The organism is Klebsiella sp. CN_Kp091, assembly GCF_040065095.1.
GTDB classification, from domain to species: Bacteria; Pseudomonadota; Gammaproteobacteria; order Enterobacterales; family Enterobacteriaceae; genus Klebsiella; species Klebsiella aerogenes.
The window spans coordinates 37,534-61,496 of sequence record NZ_JBEAIO010000037.1; the positions used below are offsets into that span (position 1 = coordinate 37,534).

The 23,963-nt window shown below is 53.5% G+C and carries 21 protein-coding genes and 1 riboswitch; of the genes, 11 read left to right on the plus strand and 10 right to left on the minus strand.

What is annotated here, in order from left to right; genetic code table 11:
* Window positions 1–10 precede the first annotated feature (10 nt).
* From ftsL to leuO, 7 genes are all read right to left on the minus strand, one after another.
* Window positions 11–376: a cell division protein FtsL gene (gene ftsL / locus ABLV17_RS14685; RefSeq protein ID WP_015704398.1), complete on the minus strand. Its 366-nt coding sequence runs from the start codon at window positions 374–376 to the stop codon at window positions 11–13.
* A complete protein-coding gene (gene rsmH, locus ABLV17_RS14690) occupies window positions 373–1,314 on the minus strand; it encodes a 16S rRNA (cytosine(1402)-N(4))-methyltransferase RsmH (RefSeq protein ID WP_015368254.1) in 942 nt (313 codons plus the stop codon). The genes ftsL and rsmH overlap by 4 nt, the downstream gene beginning before the upstream one ends.
* 1 nt (window position 1,315) lies before the next feature.
* On the minus strand, window positions 1,316–1,774 hold the full coding sequence (gene mraZ / locus ABLV17_RS14695; protein ID WP_015368255.1) for a division/cell wall cluster transcriptional repressor MraZ: 459 nt from the start codon (window positions 1,772–1,774) through the stop codon (window positions 1,316–1,318).
* Between the two features lie 638 nt (window positions 1,775–2,412).
* The gene (cra, locus tag ABLV17_RS14700) at window positions 2,413–3,417 is read right to left on the minus strand and encodes a catabolite repressor/activator (RefSeq protein WP_087860892.1); all 1,005 of its coding nucleotides are present in this window, start codon (window positions 3,415–3,417) and stop codon (window positions 2,413–2,415) included.
* A gap of 197 nt (window positions 3,418–3,614) precedes the next feature.
* Window positions 3,615–4,106, minus strand: a complete 492-nt coding sequence (gene ilvN / locus ABLV17_RS14705) for an acetolactate synthase small subunit (RefSeq protein ID WP_015368257.1) — start codon at window positions 4,104–4,106, stop codon at window positions 3,615–3,617.
* A gap of 2 nt (window positions 4,107–4,108) precedes the next feature.
* Window positions 4,109–5,833 carry an acetolactate synthase 3 large subunit gene (gene ilvI, locus ABLV17_RS14710; protein ID WP_087860893.1) on the minus strand — a complete coding sequence of 575 codons (1,725 nt, stop codon included), beginning with the start codon at window positions 5,831–5,833 and terminating at the stop codon, window positions 4,109–4,111.
* A gap of 390 nt (window positions 5,834–6,223) precedes the next feature.
* Window positions 6,224–7,192, minus strand: a complete 969-nt coding sequence (gene leuO / locus ABLV17_RS14715; RefSeq protein ID WP_015368259.1) for a transcriptional regulator LeuO — start codon at window positions 7,190–7,192, stop codon at window positions 6,224–6,226.
* Window positions 7,193–7,795: 603 nt separating this feature from the next.
* On the opposite strand from leuO, the gene leuL reads away from it, so the two are divergent.
* The 9 genes from leuL (at window position 7,796) to aroD (ending at window position 17,945) form a co-directional block, all read left to right on the plus strand.
* Window positions 7,796–7,882 carry a leu operon leader peptide gene (leuL, locus tag ABLV17_RS14720; protein WP_020079614.1) on the plus strand — a complete coding sequence of 29 codons (87 nt, stop codon included), beginning with the start codon at window positions 7,796–7,798 and terminating at the stop codon, window positions 7,880–7,882.
* 93 nt (window positions 7,883–7,975) lie between these two features.
* Complete coding sequence (gene leuA, locus ABLV17_RS14725) at window positions 7,976–9,547, plus strand: 2-isopropylmalate synthase (RefSeq protein ID WP_015368261.1); 1,572 nt, start codon at window positions 7,976–7,978, stop codon at window positions 9,545–9,547.
* The gene (leuB, locus tag ABLV17_RS14730; protein ID WP_015368262.1) at window positions 9,547–10,638 is read left to right on the plus strand and encodes a 3-isopropylmalate dehydrogenase; all 1,092 of its coding nucleotides are present in this window, start codon (window positions 9,547–9,549) and stop codon (window positions 10,636–10,638) included. The genes leuA and leuB overlap by 1 nt, the downstream gene beginning before the upstream one ends.
* Window positions 10,639–10,640: 2 nt before the next feature.
* A complete protein-coding gene (gene leuC, locus ABLV17_RS14735; protein ID WP_047065212.1) occupies window positions 10,641–12,041 on the plus strand; it encodes a 3-isopropylmalate dehydratase large subunit in 1,401 nt (466 codons plus the stop codon).
* A gap of 10 nt (window positions 12,042–12,051) precedes the next feature.
* A complete protein-coding gene (gene leuD / locus ABLV17_RS14740; RefSeq protein WP_087860895.1) occupies window positions 12,052–12,657 on the plus strand; it encodes a 3-isopropylmalate dehydratase small subunit in 606 nt (201 codons plus the stop codon).
* Window positions 12,658–13,026: 369 nt separating this feature from the next.
* The gene (locus ABLV17_RS14745) at window positions 13,027–15,060 is read left to right on the plus strand and encodes an FAD-dependent oxidoreductase (protein WP_308957708.1); all 2,034 of its coding nucleotides are present in this window, start codon (window positions 13,027–13,029) and stop codon (window positions 15,058–15,060) included.
* An 11-nt stretch (window positions 15,061–15,071) separates the two neighbouring features.
* Entirely contained in the window at window positions 15,072–15,935 is an 864-nt protein-coding gene (locus tag ABLV17_RS14750) for a shikimate dehydrogenase (RefSeq protein WP_045376448.1), read from the plus strand.
* A gap of 10 nt (window positions 15,936–15,945) precedes the next feature.
* Window positions 15,946–17,160, plus strand: a complete 1,215-nt coding sequence (locus tag ABLV17_RS14755; RefSeq protein WP_308957709.1) for an MFS transporter — start codon at window positions 15,946–15,948, stop codon at window positions 17,158–17,160.
* A gap of 29 nt (window positions 17,161–17,189) precedes the next feature.
* Entirely contained in the window at window positions 17,190–17,945 is a 756-nt protein-coding gene (aroD, locus tag ABLV17_RS14760; RefSeq protein WP_087860898.1) for a type I 3-dehydroquinate dehydratase, read from the plus strand.
* Between the two features lie 37 nt (window positions 17,946–17,982).
* Here aroD and ABLV17_RS14765 read toward each other — a convergent pair whose 3' ends face one another.
* A complete protein-coding gene (locus ABLV17_RS14765; protein ID WP_087860899.1) occupies window positions 17,983–18,879 on the minus strand; it encodes a LysR family transcriptional regulator in 897 nt (298 codons plus the stop codon).
* A gap of 230 nt (window positions 18,880–19,109) precedes the next feature.
* Between ABLV17_RS14765 and ABLV17_RS14770 the strand changes: the two genes are divergently transcribed.
* Window positions 19,110–20,420, plus strand: a complete 1,311-nt coding sequence (locus tag ABLV17_RS14770) for an MFS transporter (RefSeq protein ID WP_113374408.1) — start codon at window positions 19,110–19,112, stop codon at window positions 20,418–20,420.
* Window positions 20,421–20,464: 44 nt separating this feature from the next.
* On the opposite strand, the gene ABLV17_RS14775 is transcribed toward ABLV17_RS14770, so the two are convergent.
* Both ABLV17_RS14775 and sgrT read right to left on the minus strand, forming a co-directional pair.
* Window positions 20,465–21,649: a sugar efflux transporter gene (locus ABLV17_RS14775; RefSeq protein WP_087860901.1), complete on the minus strand. Its 1,185-nt coding sequence runs from the start codon at window positions 21,647–21,649 to the stop codon at window positions 20,465–20,467.
* Between the two features lie 160 nt (window positions 21,650–21,809).
* Window positions 21,810–21,962: a glucose uptake inhibitor SgrT gene (sgrT, locus tag ABLV17_RS14780; protein ID WP_015704385.1), complete on the minus strand. Its 153-nt coding sequence runs from the start codon at window positions 21,960–21,962 to the stop codon at window positions 21,810–21,812.
* An 87-nt stretch (window positions 21,963–22,049) separates the two neighbouring features.
* Between sgrT and sgrR the strand changes: the two genes are divergently transcribed.
* The gene (sgrR, locus tag ABLV17_RS14785; protein ID WP_087860902.1) at window positions 22,050–23,705 is read left to right on the plus strand and encodes an HTH-type transcriptional regulator SgrR; all 1,656 of its coding nucleotides are present in this window, start codon (window positions 22,050–22,052) and stop codon (window positions 23,703–23,705) included.
* A 37-nt stretch (window positions 23,706–23,742) separates the two neighbouring features.
* A riboswitch (TPP riboswitch) is annotated at window positions 23,743–23,962 on the plus strand.
* Window position 23,963 lies beyond the last annotated feature (1 nt).

Here is a 23,963-nt window from a genome sequence, read left to right on the forward strand (position 1 = left end):
GCAATAATCCTTATTTCTGTACCACTATATTTTCTTGTGATGGATCAACGTGTTGCATCTGCAACTTCTCTGTCGCGATCCGCTCAACCCGACTGTGATCGCCAAGGGCGTTCTCTTCGAGGATCAGGTTGCGCCATTCAATATCCAGAGCGTCACGCTCCAGAACTAATTGTTCACGCTGCGCGGTTAACAGACGGGTATGGTGCGCCGTCGTCACCACGGTCACTGCCGTTATGATGATGCAAATGAACAGGCAGAGTGGCAGCTTCCCAAACCGCAGAAGATCGTCCCCGATAACGCCAGGCAAGGCATGGCGCTCGTTGCTTCCTAACGATCCTTTAACTTTGCTTAAGGCTACTGTCACTCTGCCGATCATGCGTTCGTCCTCTCTGCGATACGCAGCACTGAACTACGGGCGCGTGGATTCTCTGCCACCTCTTCTTCGCCCGGCATCAACTTGCCTAGTGCTCGCAACTGACGGCCGCCCAGTTTCCTGAGCTGCTCTTCAGTCATCGGGATCCCCGCTGGAACCTGCGGACCGCGACTTTGTTCACGCATAAAGCGCTTCACAATGCGGTCTTCCAGCGAATGGAAACTGATAATCGACAGCCGGCCGCCGGGGGCCAGCACGCCGAGCGAGCTTTTTAGCGCCTGCTCTATCTCCTCCAGTTCACTGTTCACCCAAATGCGCACCGCCTGGAAGGTACGGGTAGCGGGATGTTTGTGCTTATCTTTCACCGGCGTCGCCGCCGCGATAACTTCCGCCAGCTCTTTAGTACGGGTCATCGGCTCAATGCGGTTACGTTCAACGATCGCGCGCGCGATACGTTTACCGAAACGCTCCTCGCCAAAGGTTTTGATTACCCAGGCGATGTCGGCTTCTTCGGCGGTCTGTAACCATTCGGCGGCGGACTGACCGCGAGTCGGATCCATGCGCATGTCCAGCGGACCATCGCGCATAAAGGAGAATCCGCGTTCCGCGTCGTCCAGCTGCGGTGAAGAAACGCCAAGATCGAGGAGAATACCGTCGATCTTGCCGGTAAGATTGCGCTCGGCGACGTAGTCAGCCAGCTGCGAGAAAGGACCATGTACGATGGAAAAGCGTGGGTCATCGATGGTTTGCGCAACGGCAATAGCCGTTGGGTCGCGATCGATTGCCAGCAGGCGCCCTTCCGCCCCCAGTTGGGAGAGGATCAGACGCGAGTGACCACCGCGGCCAAAGGTTCCATCAATGTAGATACCATTTGGACGAATATTCAGGCCGTTAACGGCTTCATCCAGAAGTACCGTAGTGTGTTTAAAATTTTCCATCATTTTATAAAGACAAATCCTGCAGGCGCTCCGACAGTTCACCGGTAGCGGACTGCTCAGCGTCGATATCTTCCTTGACCCGTTGATACCAGGTCGTTTCATCCCACAGTTCAAATTTATTAAACTGTCCGACCAGCATCACTTCTTTTGTCAGCCCGGCATGTTGCCGCAGCACCGGCGCGATTAGCAATCGTCCGGCGCTATCCATCTGACATTCGCTGGCATGCCCCAAAAGCAGACGCTGTACGCGCCGCTCAACGGGATTCATGCTCGACAAACGCGACAATTTTTGCTCGATGATTTCCCATTCAGGCAAAGGATAAAGCAGCAGGCACGGGTGATGAATGTCAATGGTGCACACCATTTGACCAGAAGCATCCTCGATCAGCCCGTCGCGGTAGCGCGTCGGTACGGCCAAACGGCCTTTACTGTCGAGATTGACTAACGTTGCTCCACGGAACATGCCAGCCTCACCCCTTTTCGCCACTTTACCCCACAAATTCCCACCTAAAGGAGTTTACGGAGCGGAGGAAAAGCTTGTCAAGCCAGCACTAATGCCAACGGAGCGCAAAAACCCATTATTTACAGCCGATATTAGCCCTGATGAATAAATCACCAACAAACGAGGCAAATTAACGTTATGAATACGTGTAAGAAAATAACCAACAAACTCGTAACAGTTAAAAGCGACAAAATATCTTCAGCGGGAAAATATAAAGTGTCAGTTTGCGACGCGAGCGGCATTTTAGGCCATTCTGATGTCCGTTAACAGTGCCTGTTGTGGACGGAGAAGCACTTGTGCCGCGGCCTGACGCTCTCAACGGCGATGAAGGCAGGATAAAGCGATTGTTAATTCAGCAATTATTCCGATGAATGTAACAAAATAATACTAACAGATGGCATTGCGCATTTTCTTGCACCATTTGGATACAAAAAAATCTTTCTCAGGAATAAAACAAAATAAGGCGTAAAGAAGTTTAGGGATTTGTCTGAAAGCGAATAGATTTACGAATCTCTACGTAAATTGTATGGATTATCGCCAGATGCTAATCCATCTGGCGAATAACCTACGAAGAATCTTAATCTTTTTTCGCTAATGGATCAGCGGCGATTCAAACTTCCGCGATGATAAAGGTTACGACGAATACGGCTTAAGCCTGGTTTTGGCTTACGCGGTTCATCCAGGCTTGCCAGTACAATCTCTAAAACACGCTCGGCAACGTCGCGGTGACGCTGCGCAACTGCCAGCACCGGACACTGCAGGAAATCGAGCAGTTCGTTATCACCGAAGGTGGCGATGGCGAGTTCGGATGGCAGTTTGCCTTCACGGCGCAGCGTGACGTCCATCACGCCCTGCAGCAGCGGGAAAGAGGTGGTGAACAGCAGTTGCGGCATCGGATGCGTTTCCAGCCACTTTTCAAACAGCTGGGCCGCGGCTTCGCGTTCATAGCTGTTGGCATAGAGGAAGTTCACTTCCCGCGGGTCATCCTTCCACGCCGAACGGAACCCCTGCTCGCGCAGGAAGCTTACCGACAGCTCCGGCAGCGCTCCCAGATACAGCACATTGTCACCGGGGAATTTGCGCAGCTCGGCGGCGAGCATTTCAGCGTCGTCCTGGTCCGCGCCGACGACGCTGGTAAAGTGTTCACGATCGAGCGCGCGGTCGAGCGCGACAATCGGGAAAGGATCGTTCGCCCAGCGCTGATAGAATGGATGCTCAGGCGGCAATGAAGTCGAAACGATAATGGCATCCACCTGGCGCTGCAGCAGATGCTCAATACAGCGCATTTCGTTATCCGGCTGATCTTCCGAGCAGGCGATCAGCAGCTGGTAGCCGCGCTGACGCGCCTGACGCTCCAGATAGTTCGCAATACGGGTATAACTGGTATTCTCGAGATCCGGGATCACCAGACCAATTGAACGCGTGCGTCCTGCGCGCAGGCCAGCAGCGACCGCATTCGGGTGGTAGTTATGCTCGCGCACCACCGCCATCACCTTCTCGACCGTTTTATCGCTGACGCGATACTGCTTCGCTTTGCCATTAATCACATAGCTCGCGGTGGTTCTTGAAACACCGGCCAGCCGGGCGATTTCATCCAGTTTCACAATTGCCCCTTGGGTAAGAAGTACAAAAAACAACCATTAAATAGATATACTCATTAGAGTATAGAGATCCATTTTTATAACATCTAAACGCAGAATAGTTAGCGCGGCAACCGCTTTCGTCCACAGTTCCTACGGAATTCGCAAAAAAATAACCCGACAGTTTGTGCCGGGCTATTTTTACGTCATTTTTTCAGCGTTTAGCGCATGATTTTATCGCCGCGCGACAGGCCGACCACTCCGGAGCGCGCCACTTCAACAATGCGCGCGACGTCGCGCAAGGAGGCCAGGAAGGCATCCAGCTTATCGCTGGTTCCGGCAAGCTGCACGGTATAGATAGAAGGCGTGACATCAATAATCTGCCCGCGAAATATCTCGGTGTTGCGTTTCACCTCTTCGCGGCCATAACCGCTGGCCTGCACTTTCACCAGCATGATTTCACGCTCGACGTGGGAGCCCTGGCCCAGTTCGCTGACCCGCAGCACGTCCACCAGCTTATGTAATTGCTTTTCGATCTGCTCAATGGCTTTTTCGTCGCCCACCGTCTGGATGGTCATGCGGGACAACGTCGGATCGTCGGTTGGCGCTACCGTCAGGCTTTCAATATTGTAGCCGCGTTGGGAAAACAGGCCGATCACCCGGGATAATGCCCCCGATTCGTTCTCCAGTAATACAGATAATATCCGGCGCATAATCAGGTTCTCTCCGTTTTGCTCAACCACATTTCGTCCATGCCGCCGCCGCGGATCTGCATGGGGTAAACATGCTCGCTACCATCAACCGTAACATCAACGAACACCAGACGGTTATTACGCACCTGCTCCAGCGCTTCCGCCAGTTTAGCCTCCAGCTCTTGCGGCTCGCTGATGCGAATACCGACGTGGCCATAAGCCTCAGCGACGCGCACGAAGTCCGGCAGCGATTCCATATAGGACTGCGAATGGCGGCCGGAATAGAGCATATCCTGCCACTGCTTCACCATCCCGAGGTAACGGTTATTCAGGTTCAATACCAGTACCGGCAGTTCGTACTGCAGGGCGGTGGAAAGCTCCTGAATGTTCATCTGGATGCTGCCGTCCCCGGTCACGCAGATAACGGTTTCATGCGGTAGCGCCATCTTCACGCCCAGCGCCGCAGGCAGACCAAAGCCCATCGTGCCGAGGCCGCCGGAGTTAATCCAACGTCTTGGTTTATCAAATGGATAATAGAGCGCGGCGAACATCTGATGCTGGCCGACGTCGGAAGTCACGTAAGCGTCGCCGTTGGTCAGGCGCCAGATAGCCTCAATCACCGCCTGCGGTTTGATCTTGCCGCTTTGCGTGTCGTATTGCAGGCAATGGCGGGAACGCCACTGTTCGATCTGCTGCCACCAGTCGCGGATCTCATCCAGCGGCTGCTGGCTCTCTTCCTGTTCAAGCAGATCAAACATCTGGTCAAGCACCTGACGCGCGTCGCCGACGATCGGCACATCCGCCGGGACGGTCTTGGAGATCGACGTAGGATCGATATCAATATGCAGCACCGTGGCGTTCGGGCAATACTTAGCCAAATTGTTGGTGGTGCGATCGTCAAAGCGGACGCCAACTGCAAAAATAACGTCAGAATGATGCATAGTCATGTTGGCTTCATAGGTACCGTGCATCCCCAACATCCCCAGCGCCTGCTGATGAGTCGCCGGAAAAGCGCCTAAACCCATTAATGAAGAGACCACCGGTAGCTTCAGCTTTTCGACCAACGTACGCAGCTGCGCTTCACACTGCGAATTGATTGCCCCGCCGCCAACGTATACGACCGGTTTTTTCGCCGCCACCAGCGTTTGCAGCGCGCGTTTAATTTGCCCTTTATGGCCGCTGGTCGTCGGGTTATAGGAACGCATGCTAACCGCATCCGGCCAAACGTAAGGCAGCTTCTTCGCCGGATTAAGAATATCCTTCGGCAAATCGACCACCACGGGCCCAGGACGGCCGCTGGCGGCCAGCCAGAACGCTTTCTTTAGAATACCTGGAATATCTTCAGTCTGTTTCACCAGGAAGCTGTGTTTGACCACCGGCCGCGAGATCCCCACCATATCGCACTCCTGGAAGGCATCGTAGCCAATCAGCGAGGTCGCGACCTGCCCGGAAAGAATGACCAGCGGAATAGAATCCATGTAAGCCGTTGCAATACCGGTAATAGCGTTTGTCGCTCCCGGGCCGGAGGTCACCAGCACCACCCCGACTTCGCCAGTCGCGCGCGCCAGCCCGTCGGCCATATGCACCGCCGCCTGCTCATGGCGCACCAGCACATGGTCAATGCCGCCGAGGGTATGTAATGCATCATAGATATCGAGGACTGCGCCTCCGGGATAGCCGAATACTTGCTTGACGCCCTGATCGACAAGCGATTGGACGACCATCTCGGCTCCTGACAACATCTCCATGGTTTGCCTCCAGGCTTATTGTTTTCACGACGGCGGAAGTCATTTTCCGCGCGCGTCGTATGATGCGCCGCCAGCGGCAGCGCATTGAGGTGAACGACTTGCTGTGCATTACCATAACTGCTCGCCAACAGGCAGGCAATTCGCCTGCCGGGGTCTGCAGCGGGTCTCAAAAGCAGAAAAGAAAGCATCTGGAGAAATATATGGAGGATTGCTTCATGAATAGCAAAATGAGACAGCCAATACTCGGGGAAAATGGCTTACGGCAGAAAATCATCCATTTTTCACCGTCGGGTTGCGAGAACCCGCGGTGATAAACAGAATAATATTCTGCTTTTTGGCTATTTATTCAGATAAGCTGGAGCTTTCGCTCCCCTTTGTAGATAACGGCAATTAGCGCTGGCAGATATTCGCCAGTAACTCTTCCATCCATTGATGGCCTTTATCGCGACCGGCCGCTTCGTGCCAGGAGAGGAAGCAGGTGCGGCTATTTACCTTCAGCGGCAGCGGTAATATCTGCAGGTCTAATTTATCCGCGAATTCATTGGCTAACCAGCGTGGCGCTATCGCCACCATGTGGGTTTGCGAAACTACATTTAATACACTGACCATGGCATTGCCCTGATAAGCAATACAGGATTGTTTATCTACGGAGTCATACCACGGCTGGCTAAATGACGCATAACGATCCAATGCGACGACCGCGTGCTCTTCCTGATAAATATCCGCTTCCGTTAACGGCCCGGAAATACGCGGATGTTTACGGCTGGCAACCAGAACCATTTCATCTTTGAATAAAGGTATGCAGGCGAACTCAGGACGACGAAACTCTTCATAGCCGATAACAAATTCAATTTCCTGATAACGCAGCTGATGTTCGGTGTTTTGATGTAGCGCTGATTTAAAGACCAGATGAATATTTGGCGCGATTTCACCAACTTTATTAAATATTAGCGAGGTTAAGTAATTATCCAATGGGCTACAAACGCAGAGGTTAAATACGCGTTCGCTACTCAGCGGTTCAAAACCGGAACCCGGCAGCTCATTTTGCACCAGTTGCAATGCCTGGCGTACTGAGCCAAACAGCTGATATGCCCGCGCCGTTGGCTGAATGCCGCGCCCATAGCGAACAAACAGTTCATCATTAAACATCACCTTAAGACGCGATACCGCGTTACTTACCGCCGGTTGGGACATGCCGAGAGTATGGGCCGCGCGGGTAATATTTTGTTCCTGCATCACCGCATCAAAGACGGTCAGCAGGTTGAGATCCACCATCCGCAGTTGTGGTTTAACGACTTCCTGTCCCGGGGCTGATTTATATTCAGTATTTTCAATTAACATATCTAACTCCACCGTCACGCTAAATTCCTTTTACCAAAGTGCAGTAATTAATTAAGACAATATCATTTATCATGCATATTAAATCTGCAAAAGGGTAAAGTTGAATTTTAGGAATATATCAAGGTTATGAGTAGCGACGAAAAACCTCACAGGACATCACCGGAACCCGCCTAAAACATATCATTTACTTGATGATATAAAGTGTACCCATAGATCACAGGAATAAACAACACCACTATTAGTTAATTGCAATTTAAGTATCAATTAACTATCTATTTTCCCTCTGCTATTAATTAACACTTTGTTATCCTTCCTCTCGCCTGTAATTCTCAAAACCAGCAACGACAACACCACTAATCCCTTATGTTTCATTAAGATAAGCACATTCCTCCCTCCTGTCTTTATCGCCCCCCTTTATGATAAAATTTTTTCTAATTGTTTTATTTTTCCAGAGGCAGATAAATGTCTCAAATAGGATCGTCGGCGAAACAAGGGATAATCCAGCACAATTAGCTAATTCACCAGGCTTGTGAAAAACAGTTTTTATCTTGCCTGGGGTTGACATCAAAACCGCTATCCAGTAACTCTAAAAGCATATCGATTTCAACTGGAGTATGACGCATGATTCGCACTACTCGCTTCACCAGCCTACTACTACTAAACGCATCCATTGTGCGCGGTAGGCTGTTGGGCGACGTTCAGCGTTAAGTCATCTTCCAGCAAGACACTAAACCCGCGCCATTGCGCGGGTTTTTTTATGCTCGAAGCAAGGCGCCAGGCAACAGATTAAGGATCTAAACCATGAGCCAGCAAGTCATTATTTTCGATACGACCTTACGTGATGGGGAACAAGCGTTACAGGCCAGCCTGAGCGTGAAAGAGAAGCTGCAAATAGCCATGGCCCTTGAACGTATGGGCGTCGATGTGATGGAAGTCGGTTTCCCGGTTTCTTCCCCAGGCGATTTTGAATCGGTGCAGACCATCGCTCGCACCATCAAAAATAGCCGCGTGTGCGCGCTGGCGCGCTGCGTTGAGAAAGATATCGACGTGGCGGCGGAATCCTTAAAAGTGGCGGAAGCATTCCGTATTCACACCTTCATCGCCACCTCACCGATGCACATCGCCACCAAGTTGCGCAGTACGCTGGATGAAGTCATCGAGCGCGCTATTTACATGGTGAAACGCGCGCGTAACTATACCGATGACGTCGAATTTTCCTGTGAAGACGCAGGCCGTACGCCGATCGACGATCTGGCTCGCGTTGTCGAAGCGGCTATCCGCGCTGGCGCCACGACCATTAATATCCCGGATACCGTCGGCTACACCATGCCGTTTGAATACGCCAACATCATCAGCGGCCTGTACGAACGCGTACCAAACATTGATAAAGCGATTATTTCAGTCCACACCCATGATGATTTAGGCATCGCCGTCGGCAACGCCCTCGCCGCCGTCCACGCTGGCGCGCGTCAGGTAGAAGGCGCGATGAACGGTATCGGCGAACGCGCCGGCAACTGCGCGCTGGAAGAGGTGATCATGGCGATCAAAGTGCGCAAAGACATTATGAACGTGCACACCAACATCAATCACCACGAAATCTGGCGTACCAGCCAGACCGTCAGCCAAATCTGCAATATGCCGATCCCGGCTAACAAAGCTATCGTCGGTACCGGCGCCTTCGCCCACTCTTCCGGTATTCATCAGGATGGCGTGCTGAAGAACCGCGAAAACTACGAAATCATGACCCCGGAATCCATCGGCCTGAACCAGGTACAGCTGAACCTGACTTCACGCTCCGGCCGCGCGGCGGTGAAACACCGTATGGAAGAGATGGGCTACAAAGAGAGCGACTACAACCTGGATCATCTGTATGACGCCTTCCTGAAGCTGGCGGATAAAAAGGGCCAGGTCTTCGACTACGACCTGGAGGCGCTGGCCTTCATTAACAAACAGCAGGAAGAACCAGAGCATTTCCGTCTCGACTACTTCAGCGTCCAGTCTGGCTCCAGCGATATCGCTACCGCCTCTATCAAGCTGGCCTGCGGTGATGACATCAAAACCGAAGCCGCCAACGGCAACGGCCCGGTTGACGCTATCTACCAGGCGATCAACCGCGTGACGGACTACAACATCGACTTAGTGAAGTATGGCTTAAGCGCCAAAGGCCACGGCAAAGATGCGCTGGGTCAGGTGGACATTGTTGTGGAATACAACGGTCGCCGCTTCCATGGCGTCGGTCTGGCGACCGATATCGTCGAATCGTCAGCAAAAGCGATGGTACACGTGCTGAACAATATCTGGCGCGCCGCCGAAGTCGAAAAAGAATTGCAACGCCAAGCTCAGAATAAAGAGAACAACAAGGAAACCGTGTAATGTCGAAGAATTATCATATTGCCGTTTTGCCGGGTGATGGAATTGGCCCGGAAGTGATGAACCAGGCGATGAAAGTACTGGAAGCCGTTCGTAACCGTTTTTCAATGCGTATCACCACCAGCCAGTACGACGTTGGCGGCATCGCCATCGACCGTCAGGGCATGCCGCTGCCGCAAGCCACCGTTGATGGCTGCGAGCAGGCTGACGCGATTCTGTTCGGATCCGTCGGCGGCCCGAAGTGGGAACATCTGCCGCCGGCCGAGCAGCCGGAGCGCGGCGCGCTGCTGCCGCTGCGTAAGCACTTCAAATTATTCAGCAACCTGCGCCCGGCTAAACTGTATCAGGGGCTGGAAGCGTTCTGCCCGCTGCGCGCCGATATCGCCGCCAACGGCTTCGACATTCTGTGCGTGCGCGAACTGACCGGCGGCATTTACTTCGGTCAGCCGAAAGGCCGTGAAGGCAGCGGCCAGCATGAAAAAGCCTTCGACACCGAGGTATACCACCGCTTTGAAATCGAGCGTATCGCGCGTATTGCCTTTGAATCGGCGCGCAAGCGTCGTCACAAAGTGACGTCAATCGATAAAGCCAACGTCCTGCAGTCTTCTATCCTGTGGCGCGAAATCGTCAACGAGATTGGCAAAGAGTATCCGGACGTCGAGCTGGCGCATATGTATATCGATAATGCCACTATGCAGCTCATCAAAGATCCGTCGCAGTTCGATGTCCTGCTGTGCTCCAACCTGTTTGGCGACATCCTGTCCGACGAGTGCGCGATGATCACCGGCTCTATGGGCATGTTGCCGTCCGCCAGCCTCAACGAGCAAGGTTTTGGCCTGTATGAACCGGCGGGCGGCTCGGCGCCGGACATCGCGGGCAAAAATATCGCCAACCCGATTGCGCAAATCCTGTCGCTGGCGCTGCTGCTGCGCTACAGCCTGGATGCGGGCGACGCGGCGAGCGCCATTGAACGCGCTATCAACCGCGCATTAGAAGAAGGCATTCGTACCGGCGACTTAGCGCGCGGTACGGCGGCGGTCAGTACAGATGAAATGGGCGATATCATTGCCCGCTATGTCGCGGAAGGGGTGTAATCATGGCGAAGACCTTATACGAAAAATTGTTTGATGCGCACGTGGTGTACGAAGCGCAGAATGAAACCCCACTGCTGTATATCGACCGCCATCTGGTGCACGAAGTCACCTCTCCGCAGGCGTTTGACGGGCTGCGCGCGCACGGTCGTCCGGTGCGTCAGCCGGGCAAAACGTTCGCCACCATGGATCACAACGTCTCAACGCAGACCAAAGATATCAACGCCTCCGGCGAAATGGCCCGTATTCAGATGCAGGAGCTGATTAAGAACTGCAAAGAGTTTGGCGTTGAGCTGTATGACTTAAATCACCCATTCCAGGGCATCGTACACGTCATGGGCCCGGAACAGGGCGTCACCCTGCCGGGGATGACCATCGTATGCGGCGATTCCCATACCGCCACTCACGGCGCATTCGGCGCGCTGGCATTCGGTATCGGCACCTCTGAAGTTGAACATGTACTGGCGACCCAGACCCTGAAACAGGGTCGCGCGAAGACGATGAAAATCGAAGTTCGTGGCAAAGCGGCGCCGGGCATTACCGCGAAAGACATCGTGCTGGCGATCATCGGCAAAACCGGTAGCGCCGGTGGGACCGGTCACGTGGTCGAATTCTGCGGCGAAGCCATTCGCGACCTGAGCATGGAAGGCCGTATGACTCTGTGCAATATGGCAATCGAAATGGGCGCCAAAGCGGGTCTGGTCGCGCCGGACGAGACCACCTTCAATTACGTGCAGGGCCGCCTGCACGCGCCGAAGGGCCAGGATTTCGCCGACGCGGTGGAATACTGGAAAACGCTGAAAACCGACGATGACGCCACCTTCGATACCGTGGTGACGCTGCAGGCAGAAGAGATTGCGCCGCAGGTCACCTGGGGTACCAATCCAGGCCAGGTCATCTCCGTCACCGATATTATCCCGGATCCGGCGTCTTTCAGCGATCCGGTCGAGCGCGCCAGCGCCGAAAAAGCGCTGGCCTATATGGGGCTGAAATCCGGCGTACCGTTGACCGAGGTCGCGATCGACAAAGTCTTTATCGGTTCCTGTACTAACTCGCGAATCGAAGATTTACGCGCGGCGGCGGAAATCGCCAAAGGACGTAAAGTGGCGCCGGGCGTACAGGCGCTGGTTGTCCCCGGCTCCGGCCCGGTGAAAGCGCAGGCGGAAGCCGAAGGTTTGGATAAGATTTTCATCGACGCCGGTTTTGAGTGGCGCTTACCGGGCTGCTCCATGTGCCTGGCGATGAACAACGACCGCCTGAATCCCGGCGAACGTTGCGCCTCTACCAGCAACCGTAACTTTGAAGGCCGTCAAGGCCGCGGCGGACGCACTCATTTAGTCAGCCCGGCAATGGCCGCGGCGGCAGCGGTGACCGGCCATTTCGCCGATATTCGTAACTTGAAATAAGGAGACCATCATGGCAGAGAAATTTACCCAACATACTGGCCTGGTGGTTCCGCTGGATGCCGCAAACGTCGATACCGATGCGATCATTCCTAAGCAGTTCCTGCAGAAAGTAACGCGTACCGGCTTTGGCGCGCACCTGTTTAACGACTGGCGTTTTCTCGACGACCAGGGGCAGCAACCGAACCCGGAGTTCGTACTGAACTTCCCGCAATATAAAGGGGCGTCTATCCTGCTGGCGCGTGAAAACTTCGGCTGCGGCTCCTCGCGCGAGCACGCGCCGTGGGCGTTGACCGATTACGGTTTCAAAGTGGTGATTGCGCCAAGCTTTGCCGATATCTTTTACGGTAACAGCTTCAATAACCAACTGCTGCCGGTGACGCTCAGCGATGAGCAGGTGGACGAGCTGTTCAAGCTGGTACAGGCGAGCCCGGGCATCCGCTTTGAAGTGGATCTTGAAGCGCAGGTGGTTAAAGCCGGGGATAAAACCTACAGCTTTAAAATCGACGACTTCCGCCGCCACTGCATGCTCAACGGCCTGGATAGCATCGGCCTGACGCTGCAGCATGAAGAGGCGATTTCCGCCTACGAGCGCCAACAGCCCGCCTTTATGAACTAACCTTCAAGCCCGGCGAACAAGCCGGGCTTTCTCTTTGTGTTCCTTTCCGGCGCCTATTATTACGTATAATTTATAGATAAATTTATCCTTCCCGTACCTCATCGTGCATTTATACCGGCGTTGCCGGGCTATTTTTGTATAGATCCACAATGACAAGTAAATAATCAGCAGAAGTATTTAAAACAAACCGTCCAATATGTGAATTAACGGTTAACTCCATAGAAAACCCCTATAGCTCAGCACAAAAAAAAGCATTATTTTTCCCCTCCCCGGCTCGTTATCTTTCCTGACAGAGAAATATTAACTTTAGATACGTCACGTCGCCTGCTTCACAACGTGGGCCGCCTGCCGTTCTTGTGGAGAGCCTAAATGAGCCACTATCCTCATCTATTCAGCCCGCTAACCATCAACGGGATGACCATAAAAAACCGTATTATTATGCCGCCGATGGGCACCAATATGGCTACCCTCAACGGCGAGGTCTCGCAGGAACAGCTTGAATACTACGAGCTGCGGGCGAAAGGCGGCACCGGGCTCATTACCGTGGAAAATATCTGCATCGATTTTCCCTTCGCCTCCAATGGCACGACGCAGTTACGTATCGATAACGATCAATATATTCCGCGTCTGTTTAAATTAACCGAAACCCTTCATAAACACGGCGCCTGCGTAGCGATTCAGCTAAATCACGCTGGTGCTTCGGCTTATGCTTATCGCCTGAATGGGCAGACGCCGCTTTCCGCATCCAGCACGCCGTCGAAAAAGCACGGTAATATTCCGCGGCCAATGACCCATGAAGAAATTTATCACGCGGTAGACAAATTTGGCGACGCCGCGGAGCGCGTACGCCGCGCCGGTTTTGACTGTGTAGAAATTCATGGCGGCCACTCCTATTTAATTAGCCAGTTTTTATCGCCGCTATTTAATAAACGTACCGACGAATTCGGCGGTAGTATCGAAAACCGCACCCGCATATTAAGCCTGATTATCGATAAGGTTCGCGCCTGCGTCGGGCCGCGTTTCCCAATAAGTCTGCGCATCAGCGCCGACGATTTCTTAAAGGGCGGCAACACGCTGGAAGATTCGCTGCGCATCCTCGAACTGTGTCAGGACAAAGTCGACATCATTAACGTCTCTGCCGCGCAGAACGATAACCTGAACCTGCAAATCGACCAGATGTCGCTGGAAGATGGCTGGAAGCGCTATCTCTCCCGCGCGGTACGCGACAAATTCCATAAGCCGACGGTGATCGCCGGCAACATTCGTTCGCCAAAAATCGCCGAAGATATCCTCGCGACCGGCGATGCCGATCTGATCGCCATTGGTCGTGGGTTGATTGCCGAGCCTGAATGGGTGCAGAAAGTACAAAGCGGCAATGAGCGTCTGATGCGCAAATGCATCTCCTGTAATATCGGCTGCGCGGATCACCGCATCGCCCGCTCTCGCCCGCTGCGCTGCTCGATCAACCCGGACATCATCCACGGCGACGCTTACAAACAGCAGCGTGTTTCGCGCGAAACCAACGTCGTGGTAATCGGCGCCGGCACGGCCGGAATGGAAGCTGCCTGCACCGCCGCGGAAGTCGGCTGCAACACCTGGCTGCTGGAAGAGAAAAGCCACGTCGGCGGCCTGGCCAGCACCATTGCGCTGCTGCCGGAGAAAAAGCGCATCGCCGATTTCCCGCAGTTTATGAAAAACCGCCTTTCCGGGCTCAGTAATCTGATGCTGCAGGTCGGTAAACGCGCCGACGTCGCTTCAGTCGCCGCGCTGCATCCACAGCTCATCGTTAACGCCACCGGCTCGGTTCCCCTACTGCCGCCGATCGACGGCCTGCGCGAGAACATTGACGCCAAGGGTGGCCGCCTGTTCTCAATAACCGGCATGATTGAACACCTTGACGCCTTTGCCGATGCCGCAGGTAAACGCATCGTGGTGGTTGGCGGCGGCGCCGTCGGCCTGGACGTCATCGAATACTTTTCCGCGCGCGGCGCCGAAACGGTGCTGATTGAAATGCAGGACGCGCCGGGACAGGACCTCGACATTATTACCAAAAACGCGATGTTGACCATGCTGGAAGAACACCAGGTGGAGCAACACATGCAGACCCGATTGACCGCCGTCGCTCCAGACCATTTCACCGTTAATACCATCAACGGCACGTTCGATATTCCCTTCGACTACGGCTTTGTGTGCCTGGGAATGCGCGCCAACCGCGCAGGTCTCGACGACATCGCCCAGTGGGCCGCCGACAACAACGTAAAAATCATGAATATCGGCGACAGCCTGTCGGCCCGGCGAATTATTGACGGCGTGCGCGAAGGCCGCAACGTGCTGGAAATACTCGAAGACATGGGCGTACTCGGCAATCGCGAAGCGCAACAGATTCCATTTTTAACATATTGAGGATATTTATCATGGCAGAACGTCTTACCGGTCATACCGAGCTGATTGGCTTAATCGCTACCCCGATTAGACACAGCATGTCGCCGACCATGCACAACGAAGCCTTTGCGCATCTTGGTCTCGATTACGCCTACCTGGCGTTCGAAGTCGATAACCAGGAGCTAAAAGATGTCGTGCAGGGCTTCCGCGCGCTGAAACTGCGCGGTTACAACGTCTCAATGCCGAATAAAACCGAGATTTGTCAGTATCTCGACAAGCTTTCACCGGCGGCGCAGCTGGTCGGCGCGGTCAATACCGTCGTCAACGATAATGGCGTCCTGACCGGTCACATTACCGACGGCACCGGCTATATGCGCGCGCTGTCAGAAGCCGGTATCGATATCATCGGCAAAAAGATGACCATCCTCGGCGCGGGCGGCGCGGCTACCGCCATCAGCGTACAGGCCGCGCTCGACGGCGTGAAGGCCATCTCGATCTTCAACCGTAAAGACAAGTTCTTCGCCAATGCCGAGCAGACCGTCGCCAAGATCCGCGATAACACCGACTGCGAGATCCACCTTTTCGATCTCGACGATCATGACAAGCTGCGCGCCGAAATCGACAGCAGCGTGATCCTCACCAACGCCACCGGCGTCGGTATGAAACCATTCGAAGGCCAGATGCTGCTGCCAAACGACAGCTTCCTGCGCCCGGACCTGATTGTCTCCGACGTCGTCTATAACCCGCGTAAAACCCATCTGCTGGAAGTGGCGGAGAAAAAAGGCTGCCGCACCCTTAACGGCCTGGGAATGATGCTGTGGCAAGGCGCGCGCGCGTTCGAAATCTGGACGGGCAAAGAGATGCCGGTTGACTACGTCAAGAGCATTCTGTTCTAAGAGGCAAGAGATGAAAAACAAATACATCCCTACTGCGGCAGGGCTGTATCTCAACTACCTGATCCACGGCATGGGGGTGCTTTTAATCACCCTCAACATGGCCCATCTTCAGGAACAGTGGGGAACAGATGCTGCTGGCGTATCGATCGTTATCTCCTCATTAGGTATCGGTAAACTGGCGACGATCGTGACCGGTTTTTTGTCGGATCGCTTTGGTCGCAAGCCTTTTATTTATCTCGGGATCCTGAGTTATCTGATCTTCTTCGTCGGCATTCTGCTGACTAAAAATATTTATCTGGCCTACGTATTTGGCATCATGGCTGGTCTGGCGAACAGCTTCCTCGACTCCGGAACCTATCCGGCGCTGATGGAGTCTTTCCCGCACTCCGCCAGCCGCGCTAATGTACTCATCAAAGCCTTCGTTTCCGCAGGGCAATTTCTGCTGCCGTTCATTATCAGCCTGCTGATATGGGCAAATCTGTGGTTTGGCTGGTCGTTCGTGATCGCGGCGGCTCTGTTTGTACTGAGCGCAATCTATCTGCTCAAGATGCCGTTCCCCGATAGCCAGGCGGCCAAAAAGGAAGAAACTCCAGCGGCGCAGGCATCGGCTTCAGCTAAGCCGCAAGCCAACAAACTGGATATGGTTGTCTTTACCCTGTACGGCTATATCGGCATGGCAACTTTTTACCTGGTCAGTCAGTGGCTGGCGCAATATGGTCAGTTCGTGGTCGGTATGCCTTATGCATCGGCGATCAAGCTCTTGAGCATCTACACCGTCGGTTCGCTGGTCTGCGTCTTCGTGACCGCCGCTTTCGTCAAAGAGGTATTCAGCTCTGCGGTAGCGATGATCATCTATACCTGCCTGTCGATGGTCTCACTGCTGTTAGTGTGCCTGTTCCCCACCCCGCTGATGGTTACCGGTTTCGCCTTCGTCATCGGCTTTGCCGCTGCCGGCGGGGTATTGCAGCTGGGAGCGACCATCATGGCAATGAGCTTTCCGAATGGCAAAGGCAAGGCGACCGGGATCTTCTACACCGCAGGCAGTATCGCGAGCTTCACGATCCCGCTTATCACCGCCAGGCTTTCACAGATTAGTATTGCCAGCATTATGTGGTTTGATTTCCTGATCGCCGTTATCGGCTTTGTGATCGCCCTGTACATCGGCTATCGTCAACTTCAGGCGCGCGCGGCGCAAAGAGTGTCTCGCACCACCGTCACCGCCTGAGGTTCACGACAACAATAATGGATACCTACATGACAACTGCAGTAACCGTAAAGAACATCACCTTCAAGGAAGGCGAAACCTTAATTTGCGTACCGCTGATCGGGAAAACGCTGGATGAACTGCTGACTAATGCGCAGGGCCTGGTTGACGCTGGCGCTGATATTATCGAATGGCGAGTTGACCATTTTACCCACGTCCGGGAAATCCCCCAGGTGCTGGCCGCGCTGGCGGAAATCCGTCATACGCTGAAGGCTCTACCGCTGCTGTTCACCTTTCGCAGTAAGAAAGAGGGCGGCGAAACGGAAATCAGCGACGAAGCGTATTTTGAACTTAACCGTCAGGCGGCGCTAAGCGGATTAGCCGATGTTATCGACATCGAGCTGTTTAACGACGAAGCGCAAATCCGCGCGCTGGTGAACGATGCGCATCAAGCCGGCGTAAAAGTGATCATGAGCAATCATGATTTCCATAAAACGCCGGCACAGGAAGATATCATCTATCGACTGCGTCGAATGCAGGAGTTGGGTGCCGATCTACCAAAGATCGCGGTGATGCCGCAGACGCCTCAGGACGTTCTCACTCTGCTTTCCGCCACGCTGACCATGAAAGAGAAGTACGCGACGCGCCCGCTGATCACCATGTCGATGGGCAAATCCGGCGGCGTTAGCCGGGTAACCGGACGCTTGTTCGGTTCTGCGATGACCTTTGGCACCGTCGGCCAGGCCTCCGCGCCGGGCCAGATTGCCATCGCTAAGCTGCGCGAGCTAATGGACATTCTGTCCTGATAAACAGGCTGCCCGGAGCCACTCTCCGGGCGCTTGCTCAGTTGATTCTCTGGCTATCGTTAATAATAACGTTTTTAAACGATTGAATTGCTGAAGAAAGTACCCTTTCCTTCATCGTTGCGAGGTAGATATAACGCGGGGGGAGCTCATTTTTTATTTTCAGAATGTGCACGTTATAATTTGCCAGTGCGGAGATCCTCGGCATAATCGCAATACCATAATCGATGCTAACCAACCCCGCCATCGCGGTATCTTCATCGACGTAGCAGGCGATATCCGGCACCAGTTTTTGCTGCATAAAGACATTATCAATAAAAGGCCGCAAACCGCTGTTCTCCGAGAAGTAGATATAGGGATAGTGAATCGTCTCAACCAGATCGACCTCATTTTCATATAATCTGGCAAGGGGATGATCTTTCGCCGTCACCACCACCAGTTCCTGCTGAATGATGGGAATAAAATCGATGTCTGGTTCATCGGCAATATATGAACAAATCGCCAGATCGGTTTTTCCTGCCTTTAACGCTTGTAATAACGAAAGCGAAGTGCCTTGCGTAAAGGAAAAAGTCACCTTGTGACTGGATGGTGAATTAGTGTATTTATTAATTAACTGCGGAACAACAAATTCACCCATCGTATAAATAAAGGCGATACGAATATTCTCTTTCTTTTCGCTATCATTGTTTTGCAGCGTCAGCCGCCCATTCTCTAAAGAAGCGAGCGCATCTTCCACATAGGGTAAAAAACGTTTACCGTTTTGCGTAATTTTGACGTTGCGCCCTTTTCTGGCGAACAGCGCCACGCCAAGTTCTTTCTCCAACTCAGATATGGCGTGGCTTAGCGAAGGTTGTGTGATGAACAGGCTGGAGGCAGCTTCGGTGTAATGCTCCGTCTCGCTCAATCGCTTAAAATAATAAAGTTGCTTCAGGTTCATTATTTTTGTCCGTATAATATAAGAATAAGACCACTGCGTTTAATATACCATGCGGCAGGTTGATAATACGCTACAACGAGTCAATATCAGATTCACATCAAATATTATTTGATATTTTCTTTTGTGCGTAACAAAGCGTTGCCATTCATAGACCCAGTCTATGAGTCATTAGAATATTTCTGCATGCATAAATACATGCAAAAATATTTTAAACTTTAAAGGAAATCTTTATGTCTATACCTGGCTCTCAAGGAAGCCTGGCGTCATCGCCCGGCACGCTAAAAAGAAGCAGAACGCGTATTTTTATTTTAACGCTGTTATCGCTGGGTACGATGATTAATTATCTCGATCGTACCATTCTTGGAATCGTCGCTCCAAAATTAACCACTGAAATCCACATTGACCCGGCAATGATGGGCATTGTTTTTTCCGCTTTTGCCTGGACTTATGCGCTGGCGCAAATTCCTGGCGGCATGTTTTTAGACCGTTTCGGTAATAAATTGACCTACGCCCTGTCCATCTTCTTTTGGTCGCTATTTACCCTACTGCAAAGTTTCTCTCTGGGGCTGAAATCTTTGCTCCTTCTGCGTCTGGGGCTAGGTGTCAGCGAGGCCCCCTGCTTTCCGGCCAATAGCCGCATCGTCAGCAAATGGTTTCCCCAGCATGAACGCGCCAGAGCCACCGCCACTTATACAGTTGGGGAATATATTGGATTAGCCGCCTTCTCGCCATTGCTATATTTAATTCTTGAACATCACGGCTGGCGAACCTTATTTTTCCTGACCGGCGGGCTGGGTATTTTATTCACTTTCGTATGGTGGCGTTTTTATCATGAGCCACATGAATCAAAAACGGCAAATAAAGCAGAGCTGGATTATATTGGCGCCAACCAGATTACCAATACGAGTGAAAATATTCCATTTAACTGGCGCGATGCCAAACGGCTACTCTGCTGCCGACAAATTATCGGCGCCAGTCTGGGGCAGTTTGCCGGTAACACTACGCTAGTCTTTTTCCTTACCTGGTTCCCCACTTACCTGGCCAACGAACGCCATCTGCCGTGGCTTCACGTGGGATTTTTCGCCACCTGGCCATTCCTGGCCGCCGCGGTTGGCATCATCTTCGGCGGCTGGCTTTCCGACAGGCTACTTAAGCGTACCGGTTCGGCAAACATTAGCCGAAAACTTCCAATAATTTCCGGACTGCTCCTTTCTAGCTGCATTATCGCCGCTAATTGGGTCAGTGCGAATTCGACGGTGATTATTATCATGTCGATCGCTTTCTTTGGTCAGGGAATGGTCGGTTTGGGCTGGACGTTAATATCTGATATTGCCCCGGATAATATGGCTGGGTTGACCGGCGGTATATTTAACTTCTGCGCCAATCTGGCCTCAATTATCGCGCCACTCATCATTGGCGTGATTATATCAGCCACCGGTAACTTCTTTTATGCCCTCATTTACGTTGGGGTGACCGCACTGATCGGGGTGATTGCCTACATCTTTATCATCGGCGACATCAAGCAAATCGTGCTGAAATAACGCTATCCCGCGCCGGGCCAGCATGGCCGGCGCGGGAGAATGACTTAAATATCTTTAACCCTACTGGTCAAAAACAGCGTCAGCAGCGAAATCGCCGCGATTGTCCAGTAAACGCTGGCGTGACCATAGCTTTGCGACAGCGCTCCCTGAATCACCCCGGCCAGAATCACCCCGGTGGAGATACTGTTGGTAAACAGCGTGGTCGCCGCCCCGGCGCGCCCCGGCATCAGGTCCTGGAACCACAACATGCCGATCCCGGCGATGATACCGATGAAGATGGCGTTGAATAACTGTAGCGCCAGCAGCGCCGTGCGACCATGGAACATAATCAGCCCCACATAGAACAGCACGCCAGCGGCGACTGCCGCCACCATCATTTTGCGTTTCCCCCAACGCTTAACGTAGTAGCCGGCCAGGATCATCGCCGGAATTTCAAGACCGGCTGCCGTTCCCATCAGTATCCCCGCCAGGCTATCCGGCAGGCCAAGATCGCTACTGATCCACAACGGCATATCGATGATATACATCGTGTTGCAGGTCCACATCAACGTAGAGGCGATAAACAGCATGCGCACGTTTTTATCGCGCCAGCCGCCTTCCAGCTCCGGCAGGCTGCTGCCTTCCTGCAGTTGCGTCACTCGCGCCACCGAAGGCAGCTTAAAGGCAATCAGCGCCAGGCTGATGACAAAAATCCCGGCGGCGATGGAGAACATGGTCATAAAGCCATAATTCAACGCCAGCATAAAAGCCAGCGGTGGGCCAATGACCCACGCCAGCGACAGCTGGGCGCGCATCACCGAGCTGAACATGACCACTTCGCGGGCAGAGCTATCGGCGTATTCGCGGGCGAGGGCAAACAGCTGCGGCATTGCCGCATTAGCGACCGACGCCAGCATGACGCCGCAGGTGATAAGCGTCAGATAATGGCGGTTGAAAGCGAATAACAGCGCGTTACCCACCGCCATCAGGCAGCAGAACATAATTAACCGCCGACGATCGCCGCGGCTATCGGATCGTTTGGCCAGCGCCAGGCTCACCAGGATACCGGCAATCGCATTCACCGTATAAAACAGGCCGACCCAGAACGGCTGTGCGCCGACTTCACGGCTGAGAAACAGACTAAGCGTCGGCGCCTGCAGCGCCCCGGCCACGCCCATCATAAAAGCCACCAGCATAAAGGCGGCATAGACGCCGTTTAACCGTCGCCCCATCGTCATCAACCACAGCATGAAATATCCTTAACACACGCGAAGTAAACGAAAAAAGCCAGCAGAAGCAATCTGCTGGCGGGTGATTCAATACTCTGGATTTCGAGTTGCAGCCAATGCGCTTGCAGCCTGAAGATGGCGAGTATAACACCAATACTCAGTCACACATGATGTCGGCAAGTCAACGATCGGAGGTCGGCGACGTAACTCCCCACTGCATCAATTCCTCCAGCATCTTCTGCTGCCTTCCTGCTAACTGGCGGGCCAGCCAGGACGCGCCCTGCGTCGCAGAAAAGTACCGTTGATAGAACTGCTTAGTGGTTGACCTCGTCATATTCATCTCCTTACTTCATCGAGGTTCATTATTGGCTTAATATAGGAACTCATAAATTGCTGAGTTTTCGTCAGGAGTTCCTCTTTTATGCCTTCCAGCCGTCTGCAACAACAGTTCATCCGCCTGTGGCAATGCTGCGACGGCAGGTCGCAGCAGACCACCCTCAACGAACTGGCGGAAATGCTTAGCTGTTCGCGCCGCCATATGCGCACCTTGCTCAACCTGATGGAAGCGCGCGGCTGGCTGGCGTGGGAATCCGAAGCCGGGCGCGGCAAGCGTTCCAGGTTGACCTTCCTTTATACCGGTCTGGCGCTGCAGCAGCAGCGTGCCGAAGATTTACTGGAGCAGGATCGCATCGATCAACTGGTGCAACTGGTTGGCGATAAAACGGCGGTCAGGCAAATGTTGATCTCCCATCTTGGCCGCAGTTTCCGCCAGGGGAGGCACATTCTGCGCGTGCTCTACTATCGGCCGATGAAGAATCTACTGCCCGGCAGCGCCTTGCGCCGTTCGGAGACCCACATCGCGCGGCAAATTTTTAGCGCCCTGACGCGGGTAAATGAGGAAAATGGGGAACTGGAGGCCGATATCGCCCACCACTGGCAGCAAATTTCGCCTAACCACTGGCGCTTTTTCCTGCGTCCCGGCATTCATTTCCATCATGGCCGGGAGCTGGAGATGGCCGACGTTATCTCCTCGCTACAGCGCAGCAGCGAACTGCCGCTATTTTCCCATATCGAGCGCATCGTCTCGCCGACCGCCTGGACGCTGGATATTCACCTCAGCCAGCCGGACCGTTGGCTGCCCTGGCTGTTAGGCCAGGTCCCGGCAATGGTGCTGCCGCAGGAATGGCGGACGATGGAGAACTTTTCCAGTATGCCTATCGGTACCGGCCCTTACGCGGTCGCGCGCAATAATCAAAACCAGTTGAAAATCCATGCCTTTGAAGAGTACTTCGGCTACCGGGCGCTGATCGATGAGGTTAACGTCTGGGTGCTGCCGGAAATTAGCGAAGAACCCAACGGCGGCTTAACCCTGCAGGGTAATACTGAAAGCGAAAAAGCCGTAGAGAGCCGCCTGGAAGAGGGGTGCTATTACCTGCTCTTTGATAGTCGCAGCCCGCTGGGCGGCAATGATGACGTGCGCCGCTGGTTAAGTTATCTGTTCCAGCCCGCCAATCTGCTGTATCACGCCGGCGAGCACTATCAAGGTAACTGGTTCCCGGCCTACGGCCTGTTGCCGCGCTGGCACCACGCCCGCAGCCACGCCTGCGAAAAACCAGCCGGTCTGGAGTCAGTCACCCTCACCTACTATCGCGATCATGTGGAACATCGGGTCATTGGCGGGATCATGCGGGCGCTGCTGGCGGAACATCAGGTGAAGCTGAACATTCAGGAGCTGGAGTATGATGACTGGCATCGCGGCGAAACGGTGAGCGATATCTGGCTCAACAGCGTCAATTTCACGCTGCCGATCGATTTTTCCCTATTCGCCTATTTATATGAAGTGCCGCTCATGCATCACTGCATTCCCATCGACTGGGAGGCAGACGCCAACCGCTGGCGCGCGGGCGAATTCAACCCGGCGACCTGGAGCCAGCAACTGCTGGAGAAACAGCATATTGTTCCGCTGATTCACCACTGGCTTATGATTCAGGGCCAGCGCAGTATGCGCGGCGTGCGCATGAACACCCTCGGCTGGTTTGACTTTAAATCGGCGTGGTTCGCCCCGCCGGAGCCCTGAATGCTTTGCGTCATCTAACAAAATCATTACACTATCGCCGTTCTCAACGGGGTGCTAATAAACATACGCAATATCATTCAAGTTGCATCAAGGCAGCAAGCGGGTGAATCCCCTGGAGCATAGATAACTATGTGACTGGGGTGAACGCGCGAAGCTAACGCAGATGCGGCTTGAAGGATGAAGCGTATGGGCTGAGAAAATACCCGTCGAACCTGATCCGGATAACGCCGGCGAAGGGATTTGAGGCCTACTCAAAAT

Excerpts from the sequence above, each read along its gene's own strand:
- aroD (WP_087860898.1), top strand. The coding sequence starts at position 17,190 with ATGACAACTGCAGTAACCGTAAAGAACATCACCTTCAAGGAAGGCGAA.
- rsmH (WP_015368254.1), bottom strand. The coding sequence starts at position 1,314 with ATGATGGAAAATTTTAAACACACTACGGTACTTCTGGATGAAGCCGTT.
- sgrT (WP_015704385.1), bottom strand. The coding sequence starts at position 21,962 with ATGACGAGGTCAACCACTAAGCAGTTCTATCAACGGTACTTTTCTGCG.
- sgrR (WP_087860902.1), top strand. The coding sequence starts at position 22,050 with ATGCCTTCCAGCCGTCTGCAACAACAGTTCATCCGCCTGTGGCAATGC.
- leuC (WP_047065212.1), top strand. The coding sequence starts at position 10,641 with ATGGCGAAGACCTTATACGAAAAATTGTTTGATGCGCACGTGGTGTAC.
- ABLV17_RS14770 (WP_113374408.1), top strand. The coding sequence starts at position 19,110 with ATGTCTATACCTGGCTCTCAAGGAAGCCTGGCGTCATCGCCCGGCACG.
- ftsL (WP_015704398.1), bottom strand. The coding sequence starts at position 376 with ATGATCGGCAGAGTGACAGTAGCCTTAAGCAAAGTTAAAGGATCGTTA.
- ilvI (WP_087860893.1), bottom strand. The coding sequence starts at position 5,833 with ATGGAGATGTTGTCAGGAGCCGAGATGGTCGTCCAATCGCTTGTCGAT.
- ABLV17_RS14755 (WP_308957709.1), top strand. The coding sequence starts at position 15,946 with ATGAAAAACAAATACATCCCTACTGCGGCAGGGCTGTATCTCAACTAC.
- leuD (WP_087860895.1), top strand. The coding sequence starts at position 12,052 with ATGGCAGAGAAATTTACCCAACATACTGGCCTGGTGGTTCCGCTGGAT.
- ABLV17_RS14775 (WP_087860901.1), bottom strand. The coding sequence starts at position 21,649 with ATGCTGTGGTTGATGACGATGGGGCGACGGTTAAACGGCGTCTATGCC.
- ABLV17_RS14750 (WP_045376448.1), top strand. The coding sequence starts at position 15,072 with ATGGCAGAACGTCTTACCGGTCATACCGAGCTGATTGGCTTAATCGCT.
- ABLV17_RS14765 (WP_087860899.1), bottom strand. The coding sequence starts at position 18,879 with ATGAACCTGAAGCAACTTTATTATTTTAAGCGATTGAGCGAGACGGAG.
- leuL (WP_020079614.1), top strand. The coding sequence starts at position 7,796 with ATGATTCGCACTACTCGCTTCACCAGCCTACTACTACTAAACGCATCC.
- leuA (WP_015368261.1), top strand. The coding sequence starts at position 7,976 with ATGAGCCAGCAAGTCATTATTTTCGATACGACCTTACGTGATGGGGAA.
- mraZ (WP_015368255.1), bottom strand. The coding sequence starts at position 1,774 with ATGTTCCGTGGAGCAACGTTAGTCAATCTCGACAGTAAAGGCCGTTTG.
- leuB (WP_015368262.1), top strand. The coding sequence starts at position 9,547 with ATGTCGAAGAATTATCATATTGCCGTTTTGCCGGGTGATGGAATTGGC.
- ilvN (WP_015368257.1), bottom strand. The coding sequence starts at position 4,106 with ATGCGCCGGATATTATCTGTATTACTGGAGAACGAATCGGGGGCATTA.
- ABLV17_RS14745 (WP_308957708.1), top strand. The coding sequence starts at position 13,027 with ATGAGCCACTATCCTCATCTATTCAGCCCGCTAACCATCAACGGGATG.